The sequence below is a fragment of the Pseudomonas sp. IT-P218 genome (genome assembly GCF_949767605.1).
GTDB lineage: Bacteria > Pseudomonadota > Gammaproteobacteria > Pseudomonadales > Pseudomonadaceae > Aquipseudomonas > Aquipseudomonas putida_AE.
The window spans coordinates 111,441-133,567 of sequence record NZ_CATKQQ010000011.1; the positions used below are offsets into that span (position 1 = coordinate 111,441).

General features: G+C 61.6%; 15 protein-coding genes. 8 read left to right on the forward strand and 7 right to left on the reverse strand.

Features of this window, described 5'->3' with window-relative positions:
* Positions 1-60: 60 nt before the first annotated feature.
* The 4 genes from ptsP to ACM6I6_RS07150 all read left to right on the forward strand — a co-directional run bounded on the left by ptsP (position 61) and on the right by ACM6I6_RS07150 (position 7,250).
* Positions 61-2,922, forward strand: a complete 2,862-nt coding sequence (gene ptsP, locus ACM6I6_RS07135; protein WP_414919671.1) for a phosphoenolpyruvate--protein phosphotransferase — start codon at positions 61-63, stop codon at positions 2,920-2,922.
* Positions 2,922-3,863, forward strand: coding sequence for a 1-phosphofructokinase (gene pfkB, locus ACM6I6_RS07140; protein ID WP_323605499.1), 942 nt, complete (start codon positions 2,922-2,924; stop codon positions 3,861-3,863). Before ptsP ends, pfkB begins: the two co-directional genes overlap by 1 nt.
* Positions 3,864-3,874: 11 nt before the next feature.
* Positions 3,875-5,614: a PTS fructose-like transporter subunit IIB gene (locus ACM6I6_RS07145; protein ID WP_274074053.1), complete on the forward strand. Its 1,740-nt coding sequence runs from the start codon at positions 3,875-3,877 to the stop codon at positions 5,612-5,614.
* Positions 5,615-5,708: 94 nt separating this feature from the next.
* Positions 5,709-7,250, forward strand: coding sequence for an alkaline phosphatase D family protein (locus ACM6I6_RS07150; protein ID WP_414919672.1), 1,542 nt, complete (start codon positions 5,709-5,711; stop codon positions 7,248-7,250).
* A 110-nt stretch (positions 7,251-7,360) separates the two neighbouring features.
* Here the strand turns inward: ACM6I6_RS07150 and ACM6I6_RS07155 are convergent, their stop codons facing one another.
* Entirely contained in the window at positions 7,361-9,889 is a 2,529-nt protein-coding gene (locus ACM6I6_RS07155) for a PepSY domain-containing protein (protein WP_414919673.1), read from the reverse strand.
* 281 nt (positions 9,890-10,170) lie between these two features.
* Complete coding sequence (locus tag ACM6I6_RS07160; protein ID WP_414919674.1) at positions 10,171-12,489, reverse strand: TonB-dependent receptor; 2,319 nt, start codon at positions 12,487-12,489, stop codon at positions 10,171-10,173.
* Positions 12,490-12,697: 208 nt separating this feature from the next.
* On the opposite strand from ACM6I6_RS07160, the gene ACM6I6_RS07165 reads away from it, so the two are divergent.
* Together ACM6I6_RS07165 and ACM6I6_RS07170 are read left to right on the forward strand one after the other, a co-directional pair.
* Positions 12,698-13,378: a Fe2+-dependent dioxygenase gene (locus ACM6I6_RS07165; protein ID WP_274074049.1), complete on the forward strand. Its 681-nt coding sequence runs from the start codon at positions 12,698-12,700 to the stop codon at positions 13,376-13,378.
* Positions 13,375-14,133: a tetratricopeptide repeat protein gene (locus ACM6I6_RS07170; RefSeq protein ID WP_414919675.1), complete on the forward strand. Its 759-nt coding sequence runs from the start codon at positions 13,375-13,377 to the stop codon at positions 14,131-14,133. The genes ACM6I6_RS07165 and ACM6I6_RS07170 overlap by 4 nt, the downstream gene beginning before the upstream one ends.
* A 167-nt stretch (positions 14,134-14,300) precedes the next feature.
* On the opposite strand, the gene ACM6I6_RS07175 is transcribed toward ACM6I6_RS07170, so the two are convergent.
* The 5 genes from ACM6I6_RS07175 to ACM6I6_RS07195 form a co-directional block, all read right to left on the reverse strand.
* Positions 14,301-15,464, reverse strand: coding sequence for a type III PLP-dependent enzyme (locus ACM6I6_RS07175; protein WP_046820597.1), 1,164 nt, complete (start codon positions 15,462-15,464; stop codon positions 14,301-14,303).
* A gap of 657 nt (positions 15,465-16,121) precedes the next feature.
* Complete coding sequence (locus tag ACM6I6_RS07180) at positions 16,122-17,279, reverse strand: betaine/proline/choline family ABC transporter ATP-binding protein (RefSeq protein ID WP_274074047.1); 1,158 nt, start codon at positions 17,277-17,279, stop codon at positions 16,122-16,124.
* Positions 17,276-17,929 carry an ABC transporter permease gene (locus ACM6I6_RS07185; RefSeq protein ID WP_046820595.1) on the reverse strand — a complete coding sequence of 218 codons (654 nt, stop codon included), beginning with the start codon at positions 17,927-17,929 and terminating at the stop codon, positions 17,276-17,278. The genes ACM6I6_RS07180 and ACM6I6_RS07185 overlap by 4 nt, the downstream gene beginning before the upstream one ends.
* Before the next feature lie 12 nt (positions 17,930-17,941).
* Entirely contained in the window at positions 17,942-18,835 is an 894-nt protein-coding gene (locus ACM6I6_RS07190; RefSeq protein ID WP_414919676.1) for a glycine betaine ABC transporter substrate-binding protein, read from the reverse strand.
* A gap of 20 nt (positions 18,836-18,855) precedes the next feature.
* Positions 18,856-19,572: an ABC transporter permease gene (locus ACM6I6_RS07195; RefSeq protein ID WP_274074045.1), complete on the reverse strand. Its 717-nt coding sequence runs from the start codon at positions 19,570-19,572 to the stop codon at positions 18,856-18,858.
* A gap of 364 nt (positions 19,573-19,936) precedes the next feature.
* On the opposite strand from ACM6I6_RS07195, the gene ACM6I6_RS07200 reads away from it, so the two are divergent.
* Complete coding sequence (locus ACM6I6_RS07200) at positions 19,937-21,520, forward strand: peptide chain release factor 3 (RefSeq protein ID WP_060541686.1); 1,584 nt, start codon at positions 19,937-19,939, stop codon at positions 21,518-21,520.
* Between the two features lie 266 nt (positions 21,521-21,786).
* Positions 21,787-22,044 carry a hypothetical protein gene (locus ACM6I6_RS07205; RefSeq protein WP_414919677.1) on the forward strand — a complete coding sequence of 86 codons (258 nt, stop codon included), beginning with the start codon at positions 21,787-21,789 and terminating at the stop codon, positions 22,042-22,044.
* The last annotated feature ends 83 nt before the right edge of the window (positions 22,045-22,127 follow it).

Sequence of the window (22,127 nt, forward strand, 5' to 3'; positions counted from 1 at the left end):
CCTAAGCTGAATCATTCAAAAACAATACCTGGCGCCCCAAGGGTGCCAACAGGAGAAAGCATGCTCGAGCTCACCATAGAGCAGATATCCATGGGCCAGTCGGCTGTGGATAAGTCCGCCGCGCTGCAACTGCTGGCCCGGCACCTGGTTGCCGATGGCCTGGTTGACGAGGGCTACCTCGCCGGCTTGCAGGCACGCGAAGCGCAGGGCTCGACCTTTCTCGGACAAGGTATTGCCATCCCCCACGGTACGCCCGAAACCCGCGATCAGGTGTTTTCCACAGGCGTACGCCTGATGCAATTCCCCGACGGCGTGGACTGGGGCGACGGACAGATTGTCTACCTGGCGATTGGTATTGCCGCCAAGTCCGACGAACACCTGCGCCTGTTGCAACTGCTGACCCGTGCCCTCGGTGAAACTGATCTGGGCCAGGCCTTGCGCCGCGCCGGTTCCGCCGAGGCCCTGCTGAAATTGCTGCAAGGGGCGCCGCAGGAGCTGGCGCTGGATGCGCAGATGATCGGCCTGGGCGTTGCCGCCGAAGATTTCGAGGAGTTGGTCTGGCGCGGCGCGCGTTTGCTGCGTCAGGCCGACTGCGTCAGCAACGGTTTCTCCGCCGTGTTGCAGCAGGTTGAAGCGCTGCCGCTGGGCGATGGCCTGTGGTGGCTGCACAGTGAGCAAACGGTCAAGCGCCCGGGCCTGGCGTTCGTCACCCCGGACAAACCGCTGCGTTACCTCGGCCAACCGCTGAACGGTTTATTTTGTCTGGCCAGTCTTGGCGAGGCCCATCAAGCGTTGCTCGAACGGCTGTGTGCGTTGCTGATAGAAGGTCGCGGCCATGAGTTAGGCCGCGCCACCAGTTGCCGCGCCGTGCTGGAAGTGCTGGGTGGTGAGCTGCCAGCCGATTGGCCGAGCGCGCGCATAACGCTGGCCAACGCCCACGGCCTGCATGCCCGTCCGGCGAAAATCCTCGCGCAACTGGCGAAGAGTTTTGAGGGTGAGATTCGTATCCGCATCGTCGATGGCCAGGACAGCGCGGTGTCGGTCAAGAGCCTGAGCAAACTGCTCAGCCTCGGCGCCCGTCGTGGCCAGGTGCTGGAAATCATCGCCGAGCCAGGCATTGCTGCCGACGCCTTGCCCGCCTTGTTGGCCGCCATCGAAGAAGGCCTTGGTGAAGAAGTCGAGCCGCTGCCACCGATGAGTCAGCCGCGTGAAGAGATTGTCGAGGTGGCCCAGGTGCTGCTCGCCCCGGCGTCCGGCAGTCTGGTGCAGGCCATCGCGGCCGCCCCGGGAATCGCCATCGGCCCGGCGCATATCCAGGTGCTGCAAACCATCGATTACCCGCTGCGCGGAGAATCCGCCGGCATCGAGCGTGAGCGTCTCAAGCAAGCGTTGGCGCACGTTCGCCAGGACATCGGCGGCTTGATCGAGCGCAGCAAGGCCAAGGCTATCCGCGAGATTTTCATCACCCACCAGGAAATGCTCGACGATCCGGAATTGACCGATGAAGTCGACACCCGTCTCAAGCAGGGCGAAAGCGCGGAAGCGGCGTGGATGTCGGTGATCGAAGCCGCCGCCCGGCAACAGGAATCCTTGCAGGACGCCCTGCTCGCCGAGCGCGCCGCCGACCTGCGTGATATCGGTCGACGGGTGCTGGCGCAACTCAGTGGTGTCGAAACCCTGAGTGAACCTGAACAACCGTACATTCTGGTGATGGACGAAGTCGGCCCGTCCGACGTGGCGCGGCTTGATCCGATCCGGGTCGCCGGCATTCTCACCGCCCGGGGTGGTGCCACCGCCCACAGCGCGATTGTGGCGCGGGCCCTGGGGATTCCAGCGCTGGTCGGCGCCGGCGCGGCGGTGTTACTGCTGGCGCCGGGTACGCCGTTGTTGATCGATGGCCAGCGCGGTCGCCTGCATGTAGACGCTGATGCCGCCACGTTGCAACGCGCCACCGTAGAGCGCGACACCCGCGAACAACGCCTGAAAGCCGCCGCCGAGCAACGCCATCAACCGGCGTTGACCACCGACGGTCACGCCGTTGAAGTGTTCGCCAACATCGGCGAAAGCGCCGGCGTCACCAGCGCGGTGGAGCAGGGCGCCGAAGGCATCGGTCTGCTGCGCACCGAGCTTATTTTCATGGCCCACCCGCAAGCGCCGGACGAGGCGACCCAGGAAGCCGAATACCGCCGCGTGCTCGATGGCCTGGCCGGTCGGCCGCTGGTGGTGCGCACTCTGGATGTGGGCGGCGATAAACCGCTGCCGTATTGGCCGATCGCCAAGGAAGAAAACCCGTTCCTCGGCGTGCGCGGCATTCGCTTGACCCTGCAACGGCCGCAGATCATGGAAGCGCAGTTGCGCGCCTTGCTGCGCGCCGCCGACAACCGTCCGCTGCGGATCATGTTCCCGATGGTCGGCAGCGTCGACGAGTGGCGCCAGGCCCGGGACATGACCGAGCGCCTGCGCCTGGAAATACCGGTGGCGGACCTGCAATTGGGGATCATGATCGAAGTGCCATCGGCCGCCTTGCTGGCGCCGGTGCTGGCCAGGGAAGTCGATTTTTTCAGCGTCGGCACCAATGACCTGACGCAATACACCCTGGCCATCGACCGTGGCCATCCGACCTTGTCGGCCCAGGCGGATGGCTTGCATCCGGCGGTGCTGCAACTGATCGACATCACCGTGCGCGCGGCCCATGCCCATGGCAAGTGGGTGGGCGTGTGCGGCGAGCTGGCGGCCGATCCGCTGGCGGTGCCGGTGCTGGTCGGCCTGGGTGTGGATGAGCTCAGTGTCGGCGGGCGCAGCATTGCCGAGGTCAAGGCGCGAATTCGCGAGCTCAGTCTCGCCCAGGCCCGCACGCTGGCCCAACAAGCCCTGCTCGTGGGCAGCGCCAATGAAGTACGTGAATTAGTGGAGGCCCTGTAATGGCCAAGATTCTGACCCTGACCCTGAACCCTGCGCTGGACCTTACGGTCGAGTTGTCGCGCCTGGAGGCCGGTCAGGTCAACCGCAGCGACGCCATGCACACCCACGCCGCCGGCAAAGGGGTGAACGTGGCGCAAGTGCTGGCAGACCTGGGGCATCAACTGACGGTCAGCGGCTTCCTCGGCGAAGACAATCCGCAGGCGTTCGAAACCCTGTTCGCCAAACGCGGTTTTGTCGATGCCTTTATCCGGGTTCCCGGTGAGACTCGCAGCAATATCAAACTGGCGGAAAGCGATGGGCGCATCACCGACCTCAATGGTCCGGGTCCGCTGGTCAGTGCTGAGGCGCAGCAGGCCTTGCTCGAGCGACTCGAGCGGATTGCACCTGGGCATGACGCGGTCGTGGTGGCCGGCAGCCTGCCCCAGGGCATCAGCCCGCAGTGGTTGCAGGCGTTGATCGTGCGCTTGAAAGGCCTGGGCCTGAAGGTGGCCCTCGACACCAGTGGGCCGGCCTTGCGTGCCGCGCTCAAGGCCGGTCCATGGTTGATCAAGCCCAATGCCGAGGAGCTGGCTGAAGTGCTCGGTGGCGAGGTGGTGTCGGTGATGGCCCAGGCGCAAGCCGCCAGCCGTCTGCACGGCCAAGGCATTGAACATGTGGTGATCTCCCACGGCGCTGAAGGCGTGAACTGGTTCAGTGTCGGTTCGGCGCTGCACGCCACGCCCCCCAAGGTCAGTGTCGCCAGCACGGTCGGAGCGGGTGATTCGCTGCTGGCCGGCATGCTGCATGGCCTGGTCAGCGCCGACACGCCGGAGCAGACGTTGCGCACCGCCACGGCGATCGCCGCGATGGCGGTCACCCAGATCGGTTTCGGTATCAGCGATGCGGCGCAACTGGCGCAGCTCGAACAGGGTGTGCGCGTGCGCCCCCTGACAGAACAATAAGAGGGTTGGTCATGAAGTTAGCCATTGTTACTGCCTGCCCGAACGGCATGGTCACCAGTGTGCTGTGTGCCCGCTTGCTCGATGCGGCGGCCCAGCGTCAGGGCTGGAGCACCAGTGTCGAGATCAGCGATGCGGCGCACCCCGAACGGCAATTGTCGGCGGCCACGATCGACGCGGCCGAATGGGTGTTGCTGGTGACCAGCGCGCCTGTGGATATGTCGCGCTTCGTCGGCAAGCGCTTGTTCCAGAGCACCCCGGCCCAGGCGCTGCAAGATGTCGAAGCGGTGCTGCGTCGTGGCGCTGAAGAGGCTCAGGTGTATGTCGCACCTCAAGCCGTGGTCGAGCCGGTGGCCGTGGTCAAGAACGCGCCGCGACTGGTTGCCGTGACGGCCTGTCCGACCGGTGTCGCCCACACCTTCATGGCGGCCGAAGCCTTGCAGCAAGCGGCCAAGCGCCTGGGCTATGACTTGCAGGTGGAAACCCAGGGCTCGGTCGGCGCACGCAACCCGCTGAGCAGCGACGCGATTGCCGACGCCGATGTGGTACTGCTGGCGGCGGACATCGAAGTCGCCACCGATCGTTTTGCCGGCAAGAAGATTTACCGTTGCGGCACCGGCATTGCTCTCAAGCAGGCTGAGGCAACGCTGAATAAAGCGCTGGCCGAAGGCAAGCAGGAAACCGCCTCGACCGGTGCCAAGGGGCCAGCCAGGCAAGAGAAGACCGGCGTCTACAAACACCTGCTGACCGGCGTGTCGTTCATGTTGCCGATGGTGGTGGCGGGCGGCTTGATGATCGCCTTGTCGTTCGTGTTCGGCATTACCGCGTTCAAGGAAGAGGGGACGCTGGCGGCGGCGCTGATGCAGATCGGCGGCGAGACTGCGTTCAAGCTGATGGTGCCGTTGTTGGCGGGTTATATCGCCTACTCGATTGCCGACCGTCCGGGCCTGGCGCCGGGGATGATTGGCGGGTTGCTGGCGAGTACCCTGGGCGCCGGGTTCATCGGCGGGATCATCGCCGGTTTTATCGCCGGTTACGCGGCGCAGGCGATCAATCGTTATGCACGGTTGCCGCAGAGTCTTGAGGCACTGAAACCGATCCTGATCATCCCGTTGCTGGCGAGCCTGTTCACCGGCCTGGTGATGATCTACGTGGTCGGCAAACCGGTGGCGGGCATGCTCGCCGGGCTTACGCACTTCCTCGACAGCATGGGCACCACCAACGCGATTCTGCTCGGCGTGTTGCTGGGCGGCATGATGTGCGTCGACCTCGGCGGGCCGATCAACAAGGCTGCCTATGCGTTTTCGGTCGGGTTGCTGGCGTCGTCGAGTTATGCACCGATGGCGGCGACAATGGCCGCCGGCATGGTGCCGCCGATCGGCCTGGGCATCGCCACTTTCATCGCCCGGCGCAAGTTCGCCCAGACTGAACGCGAGGCGGGTAAGGCGGCGCTGGTGCTGGGGCTGTGCTTCATCTCCGAAGGCGCAATTCCGTTTGCCGCGAAGGACCCGCTGCGGGTGATCCCGGCGAGCATTGCCGGCGGTGCGCTGACCGGTGCGTTGTCGATGTACTTCGGCTGCAAGCTGATGGCGCCCCATGGCGGGTTGTTCGTGTTGGCGATTCCGAATGCGATCAACCATGCGCTGCTGTATCTGCTGGCGATTGTTGCCGGGAGTTTGTTGACGGCGGTGGTGTATGCGCTGGTCAAGCGGCCGGAGGGGGTGGAGTTGGCGTTGGAGCCCGTCAAGGCATAGATCAAAAGATCGCAGCCTTCGGCAGCTCCTACATTGGAATGCATTCCCCTGTAGGAGCTGCCGAAGGCTGCGATCTTTTTTCCGGGAGAACACCATGAGCGAATTCGACTCCGGTCGGCGGCGTGTCATCCAGGCGCTCGGTGCCGGTTTGTTGATGCCGAGCCTGGCACCGGCGGTGATCGCGTCGGTCAAGGATCGTCCGCAACTCACCGATGGCTTGCAGTCCGGCGACTTGCAGGGCGATAAAGCGATCGTCTGGAGCCGCTGCGATCGCCCCGCACGCATGGTGGTGGAGTGGGACACCCGCAGTCTTTTTCCCAACCCCCGGCGCTTCGTCTCGGCGCTGACAGACGCCCGCAGCGACTTCACGGCGCGGGTCGATCTCACCGGCCTGCCCGCCGACCAGGCGATTTTCTATCGCGTGCAATTCGAAGACGCCCAGAGCGGCGTCGCCAGCGAGCCGTGGTTCGGCCACCTGCGCAGCGTGCCCCAGACCCGGCGCGACATTCGTTTCGTCTGGAGCGGCGACACTGCTGGCCAGGGCTACGGTATCAATCCAGACATCGGCGGCATGCGCATCTACGAAGCGATGCGCCTGCGCCTGCCGGACTTTTTTATCCACAGCGGCGACACCATCTATGCTGACGGCCCGATACCGGCGCAGCTCCTCACCGAGGGCGGCCGGGTGTGGCGCAACATTACCAGCGAGGCGAAGAGCAGGGTCGCCAAAAGCCTCGACGATTTCCGTGGCAATTACCGCTACAACCTGATGGACGAAAACATCCGCCGCTTCAACGCCGAAGTCCCGCAGATCTGGCAATGGGATGACCACGAAGTGGTGAACAACTGGTCTCCGGGCATAGCGCTGGGTGTGCGCTACGCCAACAAAGATATCCACAGCCTGGTCAGTCGTGGACGTCAGGCCTGGCTTGAATATGCACCGATGCGATGGCAGTCCGCCGAGGGTGGCAAACGGATTTATCGTCAACTGAGTTACGGCCCGTTGCTCGATGTGTTCGTGCTCGACATGCGCAGTTATCGCGGGGCCAATGACGCCAACCTGGGCGATGCCAAACCGTTTCTTGGGCGCGAACAACTGGACTGGTTGAAGGCTTCGTTGAAAGCGTCCAAGGCCCAATGGAAAGTCATCGCCGCCGACATGTCGATTGGCCTCGGCGCACCGGATGGCAAGGTCAGCCCCGGCGTAACGCGCTGGGAAGCGGTGGCCAACGGTGACCCCGGACCGGCTCAGGGGCGGGAGCTGGAAATCGCCGAGCTGCTGGGTTTTCTGCGGGCGCAGCAGGTGCGCAATTTTGTCTGGCTGACGGCGGAGGTGCACTATTGCGCGGCGCATCACTATCACCCGGACCGTGCCGCGTTCCAGGACTTCGAACCGTTCTGGGAGTTTGTCGCGGGGCCGCTGAATGCGGGGAGCTTCGGCCCGGATACGCTGGACAGAACCTTCGGTCCTGAAGTGGTGTTCGAGAAAGCGCCACCGGTGCACAACATGTCGCCGTTTGGCGGATTCCAGTTTTTTGGCGAGGTGAACATCGACGGGCAGAGCGGGGAGTTGAGTGTGGTGTTGCGGGATCTGGAGGGGGTGGCGGTGTTCGAGCAGAAGTTGCAACCTCTGTAACAACACCAATCCCATCCTCCTGTAGGAGCTGCCGCAGGCTGCGATCTTTTGATGTTGAAAAAAAATCAAAAGATCGCAGCCTGCGGCAGCTCCTACAAGGACGTGCGGGGTCAGTAGACGTCGCGGCGGTAGCGGCCCTGTTCGATCAGGCGCTCGACCTCGGCAGCGCCGAGTACATCGTTGAGCACTTGATCGACGCCTGAGGCCATGCCCTGCAGGCTGCCGCAGATGTAGATCACCGCACCGTCCGCCAGCCATTTCTTCAGCTCATTGGCCGATTCGCGCAGGCGATCCTGCACGTAGATCTTCTCGGCCTGGTCCCGGGAAAACGCCAGGTCCAGGCGCTCGAGATCGCCGGCAATCAACCACTCTTGCAGCTCATCGCGACACAGGTAGTCGTGCTCACGATTGCGCTCGCCGAACAACAGCCAGTGACGCTGTTGGCCATCGGCAATGCGCGCCTTGAGCAGGCTGCGCAAGCCGGCGAGGCCGGTGCCGTTGCCCAGCAGGATCATCGGCACCGGTTCATTGGGCAGGTGAAAGCCGCTGTTGCGCCGCACCCGCAGGCTGATGCTGCCGCCCACAGGGGCGTGTTCGGTCAGCCAGCCGGAACCGACGCCAAGGCTGCCATCGGGATGCAGCTCCTGGCGCACGATCAGCTCCAGGACACCATCGGCGGCAATCGAGGCGATGGAGTATTCGCGCATCGCCAACGGCACCAGCGCATCCACCAGCGCCTGGGCATGCAAGCCGACCAGGTGCGTACGGTTCTCGGGCAGTTGGCGACCGGCGAGGGCCTGCTCCAGGGTTTGCGCCAAGCCATCGAGTTCAATCGTGGCGCGGCCGTCGATCCCCAGGCCGTCGAGGAAGTGTTCGATGGCCCAAGGGCAATTGCGTGGCAGCACTTCCACCAGGTCACCGGCCAGCCAACTGCTGGTGGTGGGGGCGGCCAGGCCAATCAGGTACACCGGGGCACCGCAGCTGTCCGGGTTGAGCAGCTCGCGACGGGTCAGGGTCCAGTTGTCGTATCGCGGGGCCTGCCAGGAGTCGATCGGCGCCTGGCCGGTCAGCTGGCCGAGTTGCTGCTGCCAGTGACGCAAGGCATAGGGGTCGCCACTGTCGACTTCCACCGGCGCGAACAAGGTCTTGCCGCCGTGCTCGCCCAGCCAGTTGTGCAGGCGGTGGGCGAACCCGCAGAAGTGTTGATACTGCCGGTCGCCGAGCCCAAGCACGGCGTAGTTCAGGCTGTCGAGGCTCAACGCACGGCCCAGCACCTTGCGTTCGAAACCGCGGGCGCTGTCCGGGGCCTCGCCGTCGCCAAAGGTACTGACCACGAACAGCGCATTGCTTGAGCCCTGCAGATCCTGCTCGCTGACAGTGGCCAACGGCTGCACGTTGACTGGCAGGCCAGCAGCCTGCAACTGGCCGGCAGTCTGCCAGGCCAGTTGCTCGGCAAAGCCACTCTGGCTGGCGAAACCGATCAGCCATGCCGGGGTGTCGCCGGCGGGTTGGGCCAGGCCTTTGCGGGCGTCCTTGATCTGGCGTTTCTTGCGTCGACGATCCAGGTACAGCAGCCAGCCGGTGATGAAGAACAGCGGCATGCTCAAGGCCGTGAGCGTCAGGATGATGCGTCCGACGATGCCGAAGTAGCTGCCCACGTGCAGCGCATAGATGCTGGTCAGCAGTTGCGCTTTGACGCTCTTGTCGCTGTAGCGGTCATGGCGTTTGATCGCGCCGGTCACCGGGTCGAGGCTTATCTGGTTCAGCGCACGGTCGTGGGGCGAGTTTTTCAACAGGTAGAAAACGGTCGCCGGTTGCCCGGCCACGGGGGGCATGCGCGTGTTGTAGAAGCTCAGGTCGGGACCGGCGGCGCTGTAGATGCTGCTCCACATCGCCGAATAATCGGCCGTCGGCGCCGGACCGCTTGGCCCAGGGCCGCGTCCGCCGCGCACGCGTTCGTTCTGCGGCGAATCGGAGAGCAATCGGGTCAGGCCCTTGTTGTACCACTCGTAGGACCAGGACAGCCCGGTCAACGCGGCCAGGAGGTAAAACACCAGGCACCAGGTGCCGGCAATCGAGTGCAGGTCCCAGTTGAAGCTGCGGCCTTTTTTCTTCCAGTCGAGGGTCAGCCAGGCGCGCCAGCTTTTCCACTGGCGAGGCCAGCGCAGGTACAGGCCGGACAGGCAGAAGAACACCAGGATCAGGGTGCAGGCACCGGTGATCTGCCGACCGGTATCGCCCATGGCAAGGAAGCGGTGCAGTTGCAGCATCAGGCCGAAGAAGCCCTGGCCGGTGGCGTCGCCCAGCAGTTCACCGGTGTAGGGGTCGAAGTAGCGCATGGGGCCGCGCCGCTCGCCCGCTGGCGGAGTGAAGAACACTTTGGCGGCAGTGTCGCTGTCGATGCCCACCGAGAGCATTGCGACTTTCATGCCCGTCGTCGCTTCGATCTTTTCCACCAGATCGGCGGGTGGCAGCACGCCAGCGACTTGCTTCTGGACTTGCAACACGGAAGGGTTCAGCGCGGACAGGATCTCATCCTGAAACGAGACCGTCGCACCGGTGATGCCCATCAGGGCCAGGACCAGTCCGGCAGTGATGCCAAAAAACCAGTGCAACTGGAACAGGGTTTTCTTCAACACGTCGCTCGCCTTGTTCGTTCAAAAGTAATCATCACGGCGCGCATTATGCCGTGGGTTGTCGAGAAACATTCCCTTTGCACACAAAAGCCCCGTTCACCTGGATGAACGGGGCTGGCCCCCTGTGAGCTGCCGAAGGCTGCGATCCTTTGATCTTGAAAAACAAAATCAAAAGATCGCAGCCTGCGGCAGCTCCTACAGGTGAGTACGCATTGCCCTGTAGGAGCTGTCGAGTGCAACGAGGCTGCGATCTTTTAAAAGGCAGCGCCTACAGGTTTGAGTCATCAGAAGTGGAAGTTGGTGCTCAGCAACGCAGTCCGGCCCGCCGCCTGGTTGGCGAAGTGCGTGGAGAACGCCTTGTCGTAGTAGGTGACGTCGGTCAGGTTCTGCACGTTCAGTTGCAGGTCGATGTTCTTGGTCAGCTTGTAGGCGGCCATCGCGTCGTAACGCACATAGTCGTTGACCATGGTGGTGTTGGCCACGCTGCCGAACACGTCGTCGACATAGAACGCACCGCCACCGATGGTCAGCTTCGGCGTGACCTGGTAGGTCGTCCATAGGCTGGCGCTGTTTTTCGGGGTGTTAGGCAGTTCGTTGCCATCGTTGGTCGCACCCAGCGGACCACCGTCAACTTGCTCGCTGTCCATGTAGGCGTAACCGGCGAAGACTTGCCATTTGTCGGTGAGCTTGCCGGTGGCCGACAGCTCGACACCCTGCACGCGGGTCTTGCCGGCGTTTTCGTACGAGGTGGTATCGACCTGCACACGGGCGTTGTCTTTCTCGGTGCGGAAGATATCCGCGGTCAAGGACAGACGATCGTTCAGCAGATCCCACTTGGTACCGATTTCGTAGTTCTTGGTGGTTTCCGGCTCCATGTCGCTGCTCAGCAGGTTGCCGTTACGATCCGGAGTGCCGCCCAGCGGGTTGCCGTCCTGACCTTCGCCAAGCGTGGAGCCCGGAGGCGTCGCGGACGTTGCGTAGGACGCATAGATGCTGCCGTTTTCCGCGGGTTTGTAGACCACACCGAACTGACCGGTAACGAACTCGCTGACGTCATCGCCCTTGGAAGTCGTGGTGCCGGCGGCGTTGTAGGTCTTGTAGTCGGTGTCGAAATGGTCGTAGCGCAGGCCCATGTTCACCAGCCACTGATCGGACAACGTCAAGGTGTCGAACACGTAAAGCGCGTAGGTTTTACCCGTGGTGTCGGTGCCGGCGTAGTTGCGGCTGATCGAACCGTTCCATGGATCGTTCGGGTTCGGGTTCGCCAGCGAGGTGCAGTTGTAGCCACTTGGTGTGCCGATGATTGCCGGGTTGCAAGTGGTGGTGGCTGCGGGTGTCCCCGGCGTGGTGTCGGTGTTGACGGTGTATGAGGACTTCTTGCTTTCCTCGCGGCTCAACTCGATACCGGTGGCGAAGCTGTTCTTGAAGCCGGCGATGTAGACATCACCAAACAGGTCGGTCTGGTTGGTCGTCGTATCGGTGTTGCTGACACGGGTGTTGGCCCGACGCCAGACGGTGCCGTTGTTGACGTTGCCCTTGCTGTCGTCCGGCTGGGTCAGGATGTAGTCCTGCATGCTGCTGCCGTGGCGCAGGGTGTTCTTGACGGTCAGTGCGTCGTTCAGGTCGTGCTCGACGGCGATGGTCGCGGTGTCGGTACGGCCCTTGCGGAAGTCACGATCGGTCAGGCCGTAGAAGTTGCTGCTGTCGCCGCCGGCGTAAGGCTTGTCCGGATTGGACTTGGTACGGGCAGCGGAGCCACCGGCCGGGATGGTGTAGGGAATACCCGAATCCGGCGTGTCGTTGCTTTCCAGGTGGTAGTAGTCAAGGTTGACGCGGGTGTCGGTGCCCAGGCCGAAGGCCAGCGATGGCGCGACGCCCCAGCGATCGTAGTCGACGCTTTCACGGCCGGCGACGTTGCTTTCGTGGCTCATCAGGTTCAGACGACCGGCAGCGGTGTCGGAGAACTGGTAGTTGCCGTCCATGGTGTAGCGCTGGGTCTGGTCTGAACCCCAGGTAAAACCACCGTCGAACGAGTCGCCCAGGTGCGCTTTCTTGCTCACCAGGTTGATGCTGCCGCCGGCAGCGCCGCGACCGCCAATGGCCGAGTTCGGGCCCTTGCTCACTTCGATCGATTCAACGGCGAAGATTTCGCGGCTCTGCGAACCGGTATCGCGCACGCCGTCCAGGTAGGTGTCCCCCTGGGCATCGAAGCCACGGATGAAAGGACGGTCGCCCTGTGGGTTGCCGCCTTCGCCAGCACCGAAGGTGATGCCTGGAACGGTACGCAGTGCGTCCTGCATGTTCAGGGCGCCGGTGTCCTTGAGGACCTGCTGCGGGATGACGGTGATCGAGCGCGGAGTGTCTACCAGCGGCGCGGTGTACTTGGGCGAGGAGGCTTTCTCGACGTTGTAGGAGGTCTCGTCCTGGGCTTCGCCGGTGATCGCGGTAGCGCCAAGGGAAATGGTGTTGCTCGGCGCTTTCTCGTCGGTTTTTTCGGCGGCGAAAGCCATGTGGCCCGCAGAGCCGGCCGTGATTGCCACGCCAATGGCGCAAGTGAGCAGACGCGGTGAACTGACCGGTAGTTGTGGGTGCTGACGTGACATTTTTTATTCCCCTCCCCAAGGATTTGAGGCGGCGGAATATAGGGTAAACACGTATTCGTATCAATTGCGAAACATTACTATTCGCACTGAATTTACATTCTTTACAATTTAACCTTACGGTTTTTGCTGTTTCATTCGTCTGGCGGGTTTTACACAGGCAATAAGAATCAATACCATTGGCACCCTTTTGCTTTCAGGTGCTTGCCCCATGCTGCTGCACATTCCCGGCTTGTTCGAAAAAGAAGAAGTGCAGCGCATTCGCGAGGCCTTGCAACGGGCCGATTGGGCCGATGGCAAGATCACCGCCGGCTATCAATCGGCCAAGGCCAAGCACAACCTGCAGCTGCCGGAAGGTCATCCGCTGGCCAAGGAAATCGGCGCGGCCATGCTGGAGCGGCTGTGGAAGAATCCGCAGTTCATGTCGGCGGCATTGCCGCACAAGGTGTTTCCGCCGTTGCTGAACTGTTACACGGCCGGCGGCAGTTTCGACTTCCACATCGACAACGCCGTGCGCCAGCCCAAGGGCAGTATCGAACGGGTGCGCACCGACCTTTCTGCCACGCTGTTCTTCAGCGAACCCGAGGACTACGACGGCGGCGAACTGGAAATCCAGGACACCTACGGCACCCAGCGCGTGAAGTTGCCGGCTGGGGACATGGTGCTGTACCCCGGCACCAGCCTGCACAAGGTCAATGCGGTTACCCGAGGTACACGTTACGCCTCGTTCTTCTGGACCCAGAGCCTGGTGCGCGAAGACAGCCAGCGTGCCCTGTTATTCGAGATGGACGGGGCGATCCGGCAGTTGACCGAGGACGTGCCGGATCACCCTTCGCTGATTCGCCTGACCGGTACCTATCACAACCTGTTGCGTCGCTGGGTCGAGGTATGAGTTTTCAATTGCGTCGCGAGGAAGTCTTCGACGGCGATGCGCTCAAATCCATGCTTGATGAAAGCCCGGCCCGTGCTGCCCAAGCCATTTTGATGGCTGCCCGCGAAAACCTCCTCGATGCCCAGGCGTTGCTCGGGCAGATTCTGCTGGACGGGCAGGGGATCGCCCAGGATCAGCCGCTGGCCGTGCGCTGGTTTGACATCGCCGCCCGGCGTGGACATCTGATGGCGCGCAACATGCTCGGGCGTTGTCATGAGCATGGTTGGGGCTGCGAGGCCGATGCTGCGAAGGCCGCCAAGCACTATCGAATTGCAGCTGAAGCCGGACTGGATTGGGCGATGTACAACTACGCCAACCTGTTGGCGACCGGGCGTGGGGTGGTCGAGGATCAGCTGCAGGCGCTCAATCTCTATCGCCGCGCGGCTGAACTGGGCCACGCGAAATCGATGAATCTGCTGGGGCGATATCTGGAAGAAGGGCAGGTCTGCCCGGCGGATCCGGCAGCAGCCCGTGACTGGTATCGGCGTTCGGCCGAGGGTGGGGATTTTCGCGGGCAGTTCAGCTTTGCGGCGGTGTTGGCTGATGAAGGGAATGTCGATCAAGCGCTGGTTTGGCTACGTAAGGCGCTGATCACCGGGAATCTGAATTTTCTGCGGGTGGCGAGCGGGGCGCTGATGAGCGCCACGGATCCGCGCATCCAGATGCTGGCGAACGATTACCGCCGCCGCTGCACCGAACTCGCCTCGGTCCTGTAGGAGCCGGCTTGCTGGCGATTAACGGTCACGCGGTATATCTGGTTAACCGCGGTGCCTGGATCGCCAGCAAGCCGGCTCCTACAGGGTTGTGGTGGGTCGATATTTTGTAATCACCCACAAAAAAGCCCATGACACGTCATGGGCTTTTTGATTTCTGCGAGCGGTACTTACACGTAGAACGACTTCAGCGGCGGGAAGCCATTGAACTCGACGGCGCTGTAGCTGGTGGTGTACGCACCGGTCGACAGCCAGTACAGGCGATCACCGATGGCCAGGTTCAGCGGCAGGCCGTACTTGTAGTTCTCGTACATGATGTCGGCGCTGTCGCAGGTAGGACCGGCGATGACGACTTCTTCCATCTCGCCTTTCTTTTCGGTCCAGATCGGGAACTTGATGGCTTCGTCCATGGTTTCGATCAGGCCGGAGAACTTGCCCACGTCCGTGTACACCCAACGCTCGACGGCGGTACGGGATTTACGCGCGACCAGCACCACTTCGCTGACCAGGATGCCGGCGTTGGCGATCAGCGAACGGCCCGGCTCCAGGATGATTTCCGGCAGGTCGTCGCCGAAGTCTTCCTTGAGGAAGCGAATGATTTCTTCAGCGTAGGTTTCCAGGCTGTTGGTGCGGGTGATGTAGTTGGCCGGGAAGCCACCGCCCATGTTGATCAGCTTCAGGACGATGCCGTCTTCTTCCTTCAGGCGCTCGAAGATCACCTTGACCTTGGCGATCGCGGCGTCCCAGACGCTGATGTCGCGCTGCTGCGAGCCAACGTGGAAGGAGATGCCGTACGGCACCAGGCCCAGGTCACGGGCGAGGATCAGCAGGTCCATGGCCATGTCGGTCTGGCAGCCGAATTTGCGCGACAAAGGCCAGTCGGCGGTGGTCGAGCCTTCGGTCAGGATACGTACGTAGACTTTCGAGCCCGGTGCGGCCTTGGCGATGTTGCGCAGGTCGGCTTCGGAGTCGGTGGCATACAGGCGCACGCCCTTCTCGTAGAAGTAGCGGATGTCCTTGGATTTCTTGATGGTGTTGCCGTAGCTGATCTGGTCGGCGCTGACGCCGCGGCTCAGCACTTTGTCCAGCTCGTAGATCGAGGCGATGTCGAAGCTCGAGCCTTTCTCTTTGAGCAGGTCGATGATTTCCACGGCCGGGTTGGCCTTGACCGCGTAGTAGACCTTGGCGAATTCGAAACCGGCGCGCAGGTCATCGTAGGCCTGGCTGATCATCGCGGTGTCGATCACCACGAACGGGGTTTCTTGCTTGTCGGCGAACGCCTTCATTTTCTGAAAGGTTTCGCGCGCGAAATAATCTTCGACCTGGATCGACATGCTGGGAACTCCTACTGGCAAACTGAAATTATCAATGGGTGCAAATGAACGTCCTCCGTATCCCCACTTTGGTTCGCCTACTTCCCAAGGCATGTCGCCGAAAGCAAAAAGGCCATGGGGAAGCGCTGCTTTCCCTTGGCCTTGCTGTCTCGTCGTCAGTACTTGAGCCGGATGGATCGTTTCCAGCATGGACGTTCGGCGCGAACTTTAGGGCGTGAGGGGCTTGAGATCAACAAAAAATGTCGCGTTTGTGCACGCTTCTGACGTGCGTCACGGATATCACTCTTTGTAGCGGACCGAGATGACGAACAGATGTTCCCCAAGAATTTTCAAGTGTTAAAAATACCTGCACGTTCGACGCTGTTGTGCGCCAATTTGCTGGAAGTATGAAGGCGTCAACATCGGCGACGTTGGCGGCGAGAGAAGGGGTGAAAGGGGATTTTGGTTGATAAGGAAGGTCTGACAAGGCAAGAATTTCAAACATTGCTGTTGATATTTCTTGCCGCCCTGCAGATCACTGAACAATCACACTGAACCTGTGGGAGCCAGCCTGCTGGCGATGACAATTTCATCATCAAAACAGAGTTGACTGAGATTGACCTATCGCCAGCAGGCTGGCTCCCACAGTTTTTCATGTTTACCGGGCGGTTCGAGTTATCAGGCGACCACTGCTTCAGCCGGCGAGACGATGCTGGTCTTCATCCCACGGGAACGACCGGAACTCAAATAAGCCGCAATCGACTCCTGAGTCACCTCACCCAAAAACACCCGCTCGGCATCCATCACCGGCAACCACGAGCGATTGAACTCATACATGCGCGACAACAGGATGCGCAAATGCTCGTCATACGCCGCCGTGGCGTTGAACTCACGCAGATACTGCCCGCAAGTGCCGCTCTGACGGTGCAGGTCGCGGCGGCGCACATAACCCAGCGCCTTGTTCTCGGCACAGGTGACCACCACGTAGCGACGGTCATGCTCGTCCATCAATTCCAGCGCATCGGCCACCGGCGTTTCCGGGCTTACCGACGGCGCGTTGTCCGCCGCATCTTCGGCTTTCACCAGCAACAGACGCTTGAGGGTGCTGTCCTGGCCGACGAAATTGCTGACGAAATCGTCCGCCGGGTGCGCCAGCAGGGTGTCCGGATGGTCGATCTGCAGCAGTTTGCCGGCGCGGAAGATCGCGATCTTGTCGCCCAGCTTGATGGCTTCGTCGATGTCGTGGCTGACCATGATCACGGTCTTGTTCAGCGCCCGCTGCATCTCGAAGAACTCGTTCTGGATCATCTCGCGGTTGATCGGGTCGACCGCGCCGAACGGTTCGTCCATCAGCAACAGCGGTGCATCGGCGGCCAGTGCGCGAATCACGCCGATCCGCTGTTGCTGGCCACCGGACAGTTCCCGAGGGTAGCGATGCAGGTATTGCTTGGGTTCCAGCTTGATCATGCTCATCAACTCGCGGGCGCGGTCGTGGCATTTCTGTTTGTCCCAGCCGAGCAGCTTGGGCACCACCACGATGTTTTCTTCGATGGTCATGTTGGGGAACAGGCCGATCTGCTGGATCACATAACCGATGTTGCGGCGCAGGGTCACTTCGTCGAGGCCGGTGGTGTCTTCGCCATTGATCAGGATCTTGCCCGAGGTCGGTTTGATCAGGCGGTTGATCATCTTCAGCGTGGTGCTCTTGCCGCAACCCGATGGCCCGAGGAATACGCAGATTTCGCCTTCATTGACGGTCAGGCTCACCGAGTCCACGGCTTTCACGTCTTTGCCGTTGCTTTGGAAGGTCTTGCTGAGGTTTTGAAGTTCAATCATTTGAGCAGTCCTTTTGGAGTCAGCGAGCGTTGCAGCCATTGCAGAAGCAGGTCGGCGAAGATGGCCAGGAGGCTGACCAGCACGGCGCCGACGATCAGCATCGACATGTCGCTGCGGCTGATGGAAGCGAGGATGAGTACGCCGAGGCCGCCGGCGCCGATGGTGGCGGCGATGGTCATGACGCCGATGTTCATGACCACGGCGGTGCGCACACCGGCGAGGATCACCGGCACGGCAATCGGCAGTTCGACCATGCGCAGGCGTTGGCCGAAGGTCATGCCGATGCCGCGCGCGGCTTCGCGGATGCCCGGTTCGACGTTGGTCAGGGCCAGGTAGGTGTTACGCATGATCGGCAGCAGCGAATACAGGAATACCGCGGTGATGGCCGGCATCGGGCCCAGGCCTTGGCCGAACTTGGAGTAGAACGGCAGCAGCAGGCCGAACAGGGCAATCGACGGCACGGTCAGCAGCACCGTGGCGCTGGCCTGGAGCGGGCCGGCGAGCGTCGGGAAACGCGTCATCAACACGCCCAGCGGCACACCGACCACGATCGCCAGGGTCACGGCGATGCCCACCAGGGTGATGTGTTGTCCGGTCAGGTGCAGTACCTGTGCCCAGTCGAGGTGGGAAAAGGCGTTGAGAAATTCCATGGCTTTTCCTCCTTATTTGATTGGATGCTGGCGCAGGAAATCTGCGGCAACGGACGAAGGACTTTGGTGATCCACGTCGACCCGTGCATTGAGCTCGCGCATGGTGTTGTCGTCGAACAGTTCAGCCAGCGGCTTGAGCTGTTCGGCCAATTGCGGGTGCGCATCGAGGTAGGCCTGGCGCACCACGGGCGCGGCGGTGTAGTCGGGGAAGTAGTGCTTGTCGTCTTCCAGCAGCTTGAGCTTGAAGGCGTTCAAGCGACCGTCGGTGGTGTAGACCAGGCCGGCAAACACCTGGCCGTTGCGCAGGGCGGTGTAGACCAGGCCGGCGTCCATCTGGCGGATGTTCTTGCGGGTCAGGCTCATGTCGTACAGCTTGACCATGCCATCCAGACCGTCGGAACGGTTGGCGAACTCGGTGTCCAGCGCCACCAGATTGTTGGTCCTGGCTTCATCGCGCAGCACCTTGTTCAGATCGCTGATGCTGTGGATCTGCGGGTATTTATCCGCGACGTTTTTCGGCAGGGCGAGGGCATAGGTGTTGCTGAATTTCGACGGTGTCAGCCAGACCAGGCCTTTTTTCCCGTCGAGTTCTTTCACCCGGGCGTAGGACTGTACGCTGTCGAGTTTTTCCGTCACATGGTTGTAGGCCACCAGCGACACGCCGGTGTATTCCCAAAGCATGTCCAGCTGCCCACTTTCGTGGGCGCTGCGGGCCAGATTGCTGCCCAGGCCGCCGGTCACCTGCACGTCATAACCCTTGGTGCGCAGGTACTGGGAGGTGATCTCCGCCAGCAGCGTCTGTTCGGTGAACACCCGGGCGCCGATGCGGATCAACGGTTTTTCCGCGGCTTGGGCAAATCCTGCGAACAGCAGGACGCAGCCCAGTAAAAAGCTTGAAGTCTTCATGATGATTCCTTTGCCGAGGCTTAAGACGGGCGCAAACCGCGTTCGAGCCAGAGACGGCTGGCGATTGTCACCAGGCCATCGAGCAGCAACGCCAGCAGGGCGGTGCAGGCCGCGCCCAGCAGCAGTTGCGGCTGGTTGTTCAGGGCGATGCCGGGGAAGATCAGGCTGCCCAGGCTGTTGGCGCCGATCAGGAACGCCAGTGGCGCGGTACCCACGTTGATCGCCAGCGCCACGCGCACGCCACCGATGATGATCGGCACGGCATTTGGCAGTTCGACCCGCCACAGCACTTGAGACGGGGTCATGCCGATGCCGACGGCGGCTTCCTTGAGCGAACCCTGGACGTTTTTCAGGCCTTCGTAGGTGTTGCGCACGATGGGCAACAGTGAAGCGAGGAACAGGGCGAAGATCGCGGGGCCGCTGCCGATGCCGAGGATGCCCAGGGCGATGGCCAGTACGGCGAGAGGCGGCACGGTGTTGCCGATGTTGAAGATCTGCATGAAGCGCTCGGCGCGGCCCACCATGCTCGGGCGGCTGAGGAAGATGCCGGCGGGGATGCCCACAACGAGGGCGGCCAGCATGGAAGCGAGGACGAGAATCAGATGAGCTTGCAGGTAAAACAACAAATCGTCGCGGTAGTGTTCGATCGTGTTGATGCCGATCCAGTGGATCAGCAGGGCCAGAAGGGCGATTACCAGCGCGCCTCCTATCAGCCCTTTGCCATAGCGAATAGCCACAGGCGGACTCCTTTTTTTCAGTCGGCGAACACTTCCCCGTGTGGCAACGCCATTCCTGGCTGCCGAAAAAGTGATCGCGAGATGCAGCTCATGCCAAGCGCTTTCCACTGTAGGAGCGAGCTCGCTCCTACAGAGGATCGGCGCACGGCTATCGAGCCATGAGCACAGCCTCGTCAGGCTGAAATGCGGGTGTTTCAGGCCCCCGACGAGTGGTCGTTACGGGGGAGTGGACGTCTCCGTGCTTTAAAAGGTTCCCATCTACGGCAGCATTTGGCCACCCCTGATGTGCTCAACGGTTCGGTTATTGCCTCAACTTGGGCTATAATCTGCGCCCTTTTTTGAATCACCTGCCAGGCGATTTCCCATGACCAAACAGGCCGCCGAAGTCGCGAAACGCCGCACTTTCGCCATTATTTCCCACCCCGATGCCGGTAAGACCACCATCACCGAGAAGCTCTTGCTGATGGGCAAGGCGATTGCGGTAGCCGGTACGGTGAAATCTCGTAAATCCGACCGCCATGCCACCTCCGACTGGATGGAAATGGAAAAACAACGGGGTATTTCCATTACCACGTCGGTCATGCAGTTCCCGTATCGCGAGCACATGATCAACCTGCTCGACACCCCGGGCCACGAAGACTTTTCCGAAGACACCTACCGCACCCTGACGGCAGTGGACTCGGCCTTGATGGTCCTCGACGGCGGTAAGGGCGTTGAGCCACGGACCATCGCCCTGATGGACGTCTGCCGTCTGCGCGACACGCCGATCGTCAGCTTCATCAACAAACTCGACCGTGACATCCGCGACCCGATCGAACTGCTCGACGAAATCGAAGCGGTCCTCAAGATCAAGGCCGCGCCGATCACCTGGCCGATCGGCTGCTACCGTGACTTTAAAGGCGTGTATCACCTCGCCGACGACTACATCATCGTCTACACCGCCGGTCACGGCCACGAACGTACCGAAACCAAGATCATCGAGAAGCTCGATTCCGATGAAGCCCGCGCGCACCTGGGTGACGAATACGAGCGTTTCATCGAGCAGCTGGAGCTGGTGCAGGGTGCCTGCCACGAGTTCAACCAGCAGGAATTCCTCGATGGCCAGCTGACCCCGGTGTTCTTCGGTACCGCACTGGGCAACTTCGGTGTCGACCACGTCCTCGACGCTGTCGTTGACTGGGCGCCGCGCCCACTGGCCCGGGTGGCCAACGAGCGCACCGTGGAGCCGGTGGAAGAGAAGTTCTCGGGCTTCATCTTCAAGATCCAGGCGAACATGGACCCGAAACACCGCGACCGTATCGCCTTCATGCGCATCTGCTCCGGCAAGTACGAAAAAGGCATGAAGATGCGCCACGTGCGCACCGGCAAGGACGTGCGCATCGGCGACGCGCTGACCTTCTTCTCCTCCGAGCGTGAGCAACTGGAAGAAGCGTTTGCCGGGGACATCATTGGCCTGCACAACCACGGCACCATCCAGATCGGCGACACCTTCAGCGAAGGCGAAGTCCTGGGTTTCACCGGCATCCCGCACTTCGCGCCGGAACTGTTCCGCCGCGTACGCCTGAAGGACCCGCTGAAATCCAAGCAACTGCGCCAAGGCCTGCAACAGCTGGCCGAAGAAGGCGCGACCCAGGTGTTCTTCCCGGAACGCAGCAACGACATCATCCTCGGCGCCGTCGGTGTGCTGCAGTTCGACGTGGTCGCCAGCCGCCTGAAGGAGGAATACAAGGTCGAGTGCTCCTACGAGCCAATCACCGTTTATTCCGCGCGCTGGATCGAATGCAGCGACAAGAAGAAGCTTGAGGAATTTTCCAACAAGGCCGTGGAAAACCTGGCACTGGACGGCGGCGGTCACCTGACCTACCTCGCGCCTACCCGGGTCAACCTGGCCCTGATGGAAGAGCGCTGGCCGGACGTGAAATTCCGCGCGACGCGCGAGCATCACTAAGCGCTACAGCAAAGGCGAAGCTTTCTGGCTTCGCCTTTTTTACAATCAAAAGATCGCAGCCTCCGGCAGCTCCTACATTGATCCGTGTAGGAGCTGCCGAAGGCTGCGATCTTTTGATCTTTTCGGCATAACTATTATTCAAAACCAGTCTGCCAATTACGGGCAATTTCCCTTAAGCGTTAGCGTCCTATTATGGAGAACGAGGCTGATCGCGACTAGATTTAATCAGCGCCAGACAGGCACTCTACGAAAGGATGGACTCGGCTATGAACAGGTTGCTACGCGTTGTGTTGCTGTTGAAGGTGTTGGTGATGCTGGCCCTCGGCAGTTCGGCGGTCTGGGCCGAGTGCGAGGATCATGAAACCCAGGCGGCGAGCGGGCAGGGGACCCAAGGTGAGCTGATGATCGCCAAGTCCGAATCGGAACCGGGCGACAAGGGGCAGGGTGGTGCCGACAACGATGATGACTCGACCACCGATGAACCGGACTCCGACGATTCGGACGAAGGCGATAGCCAGACGTAAATGGCAGACAAAACAACCCCCCTGTAGGAGCGAGCTTGCTCGCGATGGACGTCAACGATGACACGTGCTTTCAGGAAGAACGC

What these genes read in the sequence shown, in the direction of transcription:
- ptsP (WP_414919671.1), top strand. Translation starts at nt 61, where the DNA reads ATGCTCGAGCTCACCATAGAGCAGATATCCATGGGCCAGTCGGCTGTG.
- pfkB (WP_323605499.1), top strand. Translation starts at nt 2,922, where the DNA reads ATGGCCAAGATTCTGACCCTGACCCTGAACCCTGCGCTGGACCTTACG.
- ACM6I6_RS07145 (WP_274074053.1), top strand. Translation starts at nt 3,875, where the DNA reads ATGAAGTTAGCCATTGTTACTGCCTGCCCGAACGGCATGGTCACCAGT.
- ACM6I6_RS07150 (WP_414919672.1), top strand. Translation starts at nt 5,709, where the DNA reads ATGAGCGAATTCGACTCCGGTCGGCGGCGTGTCATCCAGGCGCTCGGT.
- ACM6I6_RS07160 (WP_414919674.1), bottom strand. Translation starts at nt 12,489, where the DNA reads ATGTCACGTCAGCACCCACAACTACCGGTCAGTTCACCGCGTCTGCTC.
- ACM6I6_RS07165 (WP_274074049.1), top strand. Translation starts at nt 12,698, where the DNA reads ATGCTGCTGCACATTCCCGGCTTGTTCGAAAAAGAAGAAGTGCAGCGC.
- ACM6I6_RS07170 (WP_414919675.1), top strand. Translation starts at nt 13,375, where the DNA reads ATGAGTTTTCAATTGCGTCGCGAGGAAGTCTTCGACGGCGATGCGCTC.
- ACM6I6_RS07175 (WP_046820597.1), bottom strand. Translation starts at nt 15,464, where the DNA reads ATGTCGATCCAGGTCGAAGATTATTTCGCGCGCGAAACCTTTCAGAAA.
- ACM6I6_RS07180 (WP_274074047.1), bottom strand. Translation starts at nt 17,279, where the DNA reads ATGATTGAACTTCAAAACCTCAGCAAGACCTTCCAAAGCAACGGCAAA.
- ACM6I6_RS07185 (WP_046820595.1), bottom strand. Translation starts at nt 17,929, where the DNA reads ATGGAATTTCTCAACGCCTTTTCCCACCTCGACTGGGCACAGGTACTG.
- ACM6I6_RS07190 (WP_414919676.1), bottom strand. Translation starts at nt 18,835, where the DNA reads ATGAAGACTTCAAGCTTTTTACTGGGCTGCGTCCTGCTGTTCGCAGGA.
- ACM6I6_RS07200 (WP_060541686.1), top strand. Translation starts at nt 19,937, where the DNA reads ATGACCAAACAGGCCGCCGAAGTCGCGAAACGCCGCACTTTCGCCATT.
- ACM6I6_RS07205 (WP_414919677.1), top strand. Translation starts at nt 21,787, where the DNA reads ATGAACAGGTTGCTACGCGTTGTGTTGCTGTTGAAGGTGTTGGTGATG.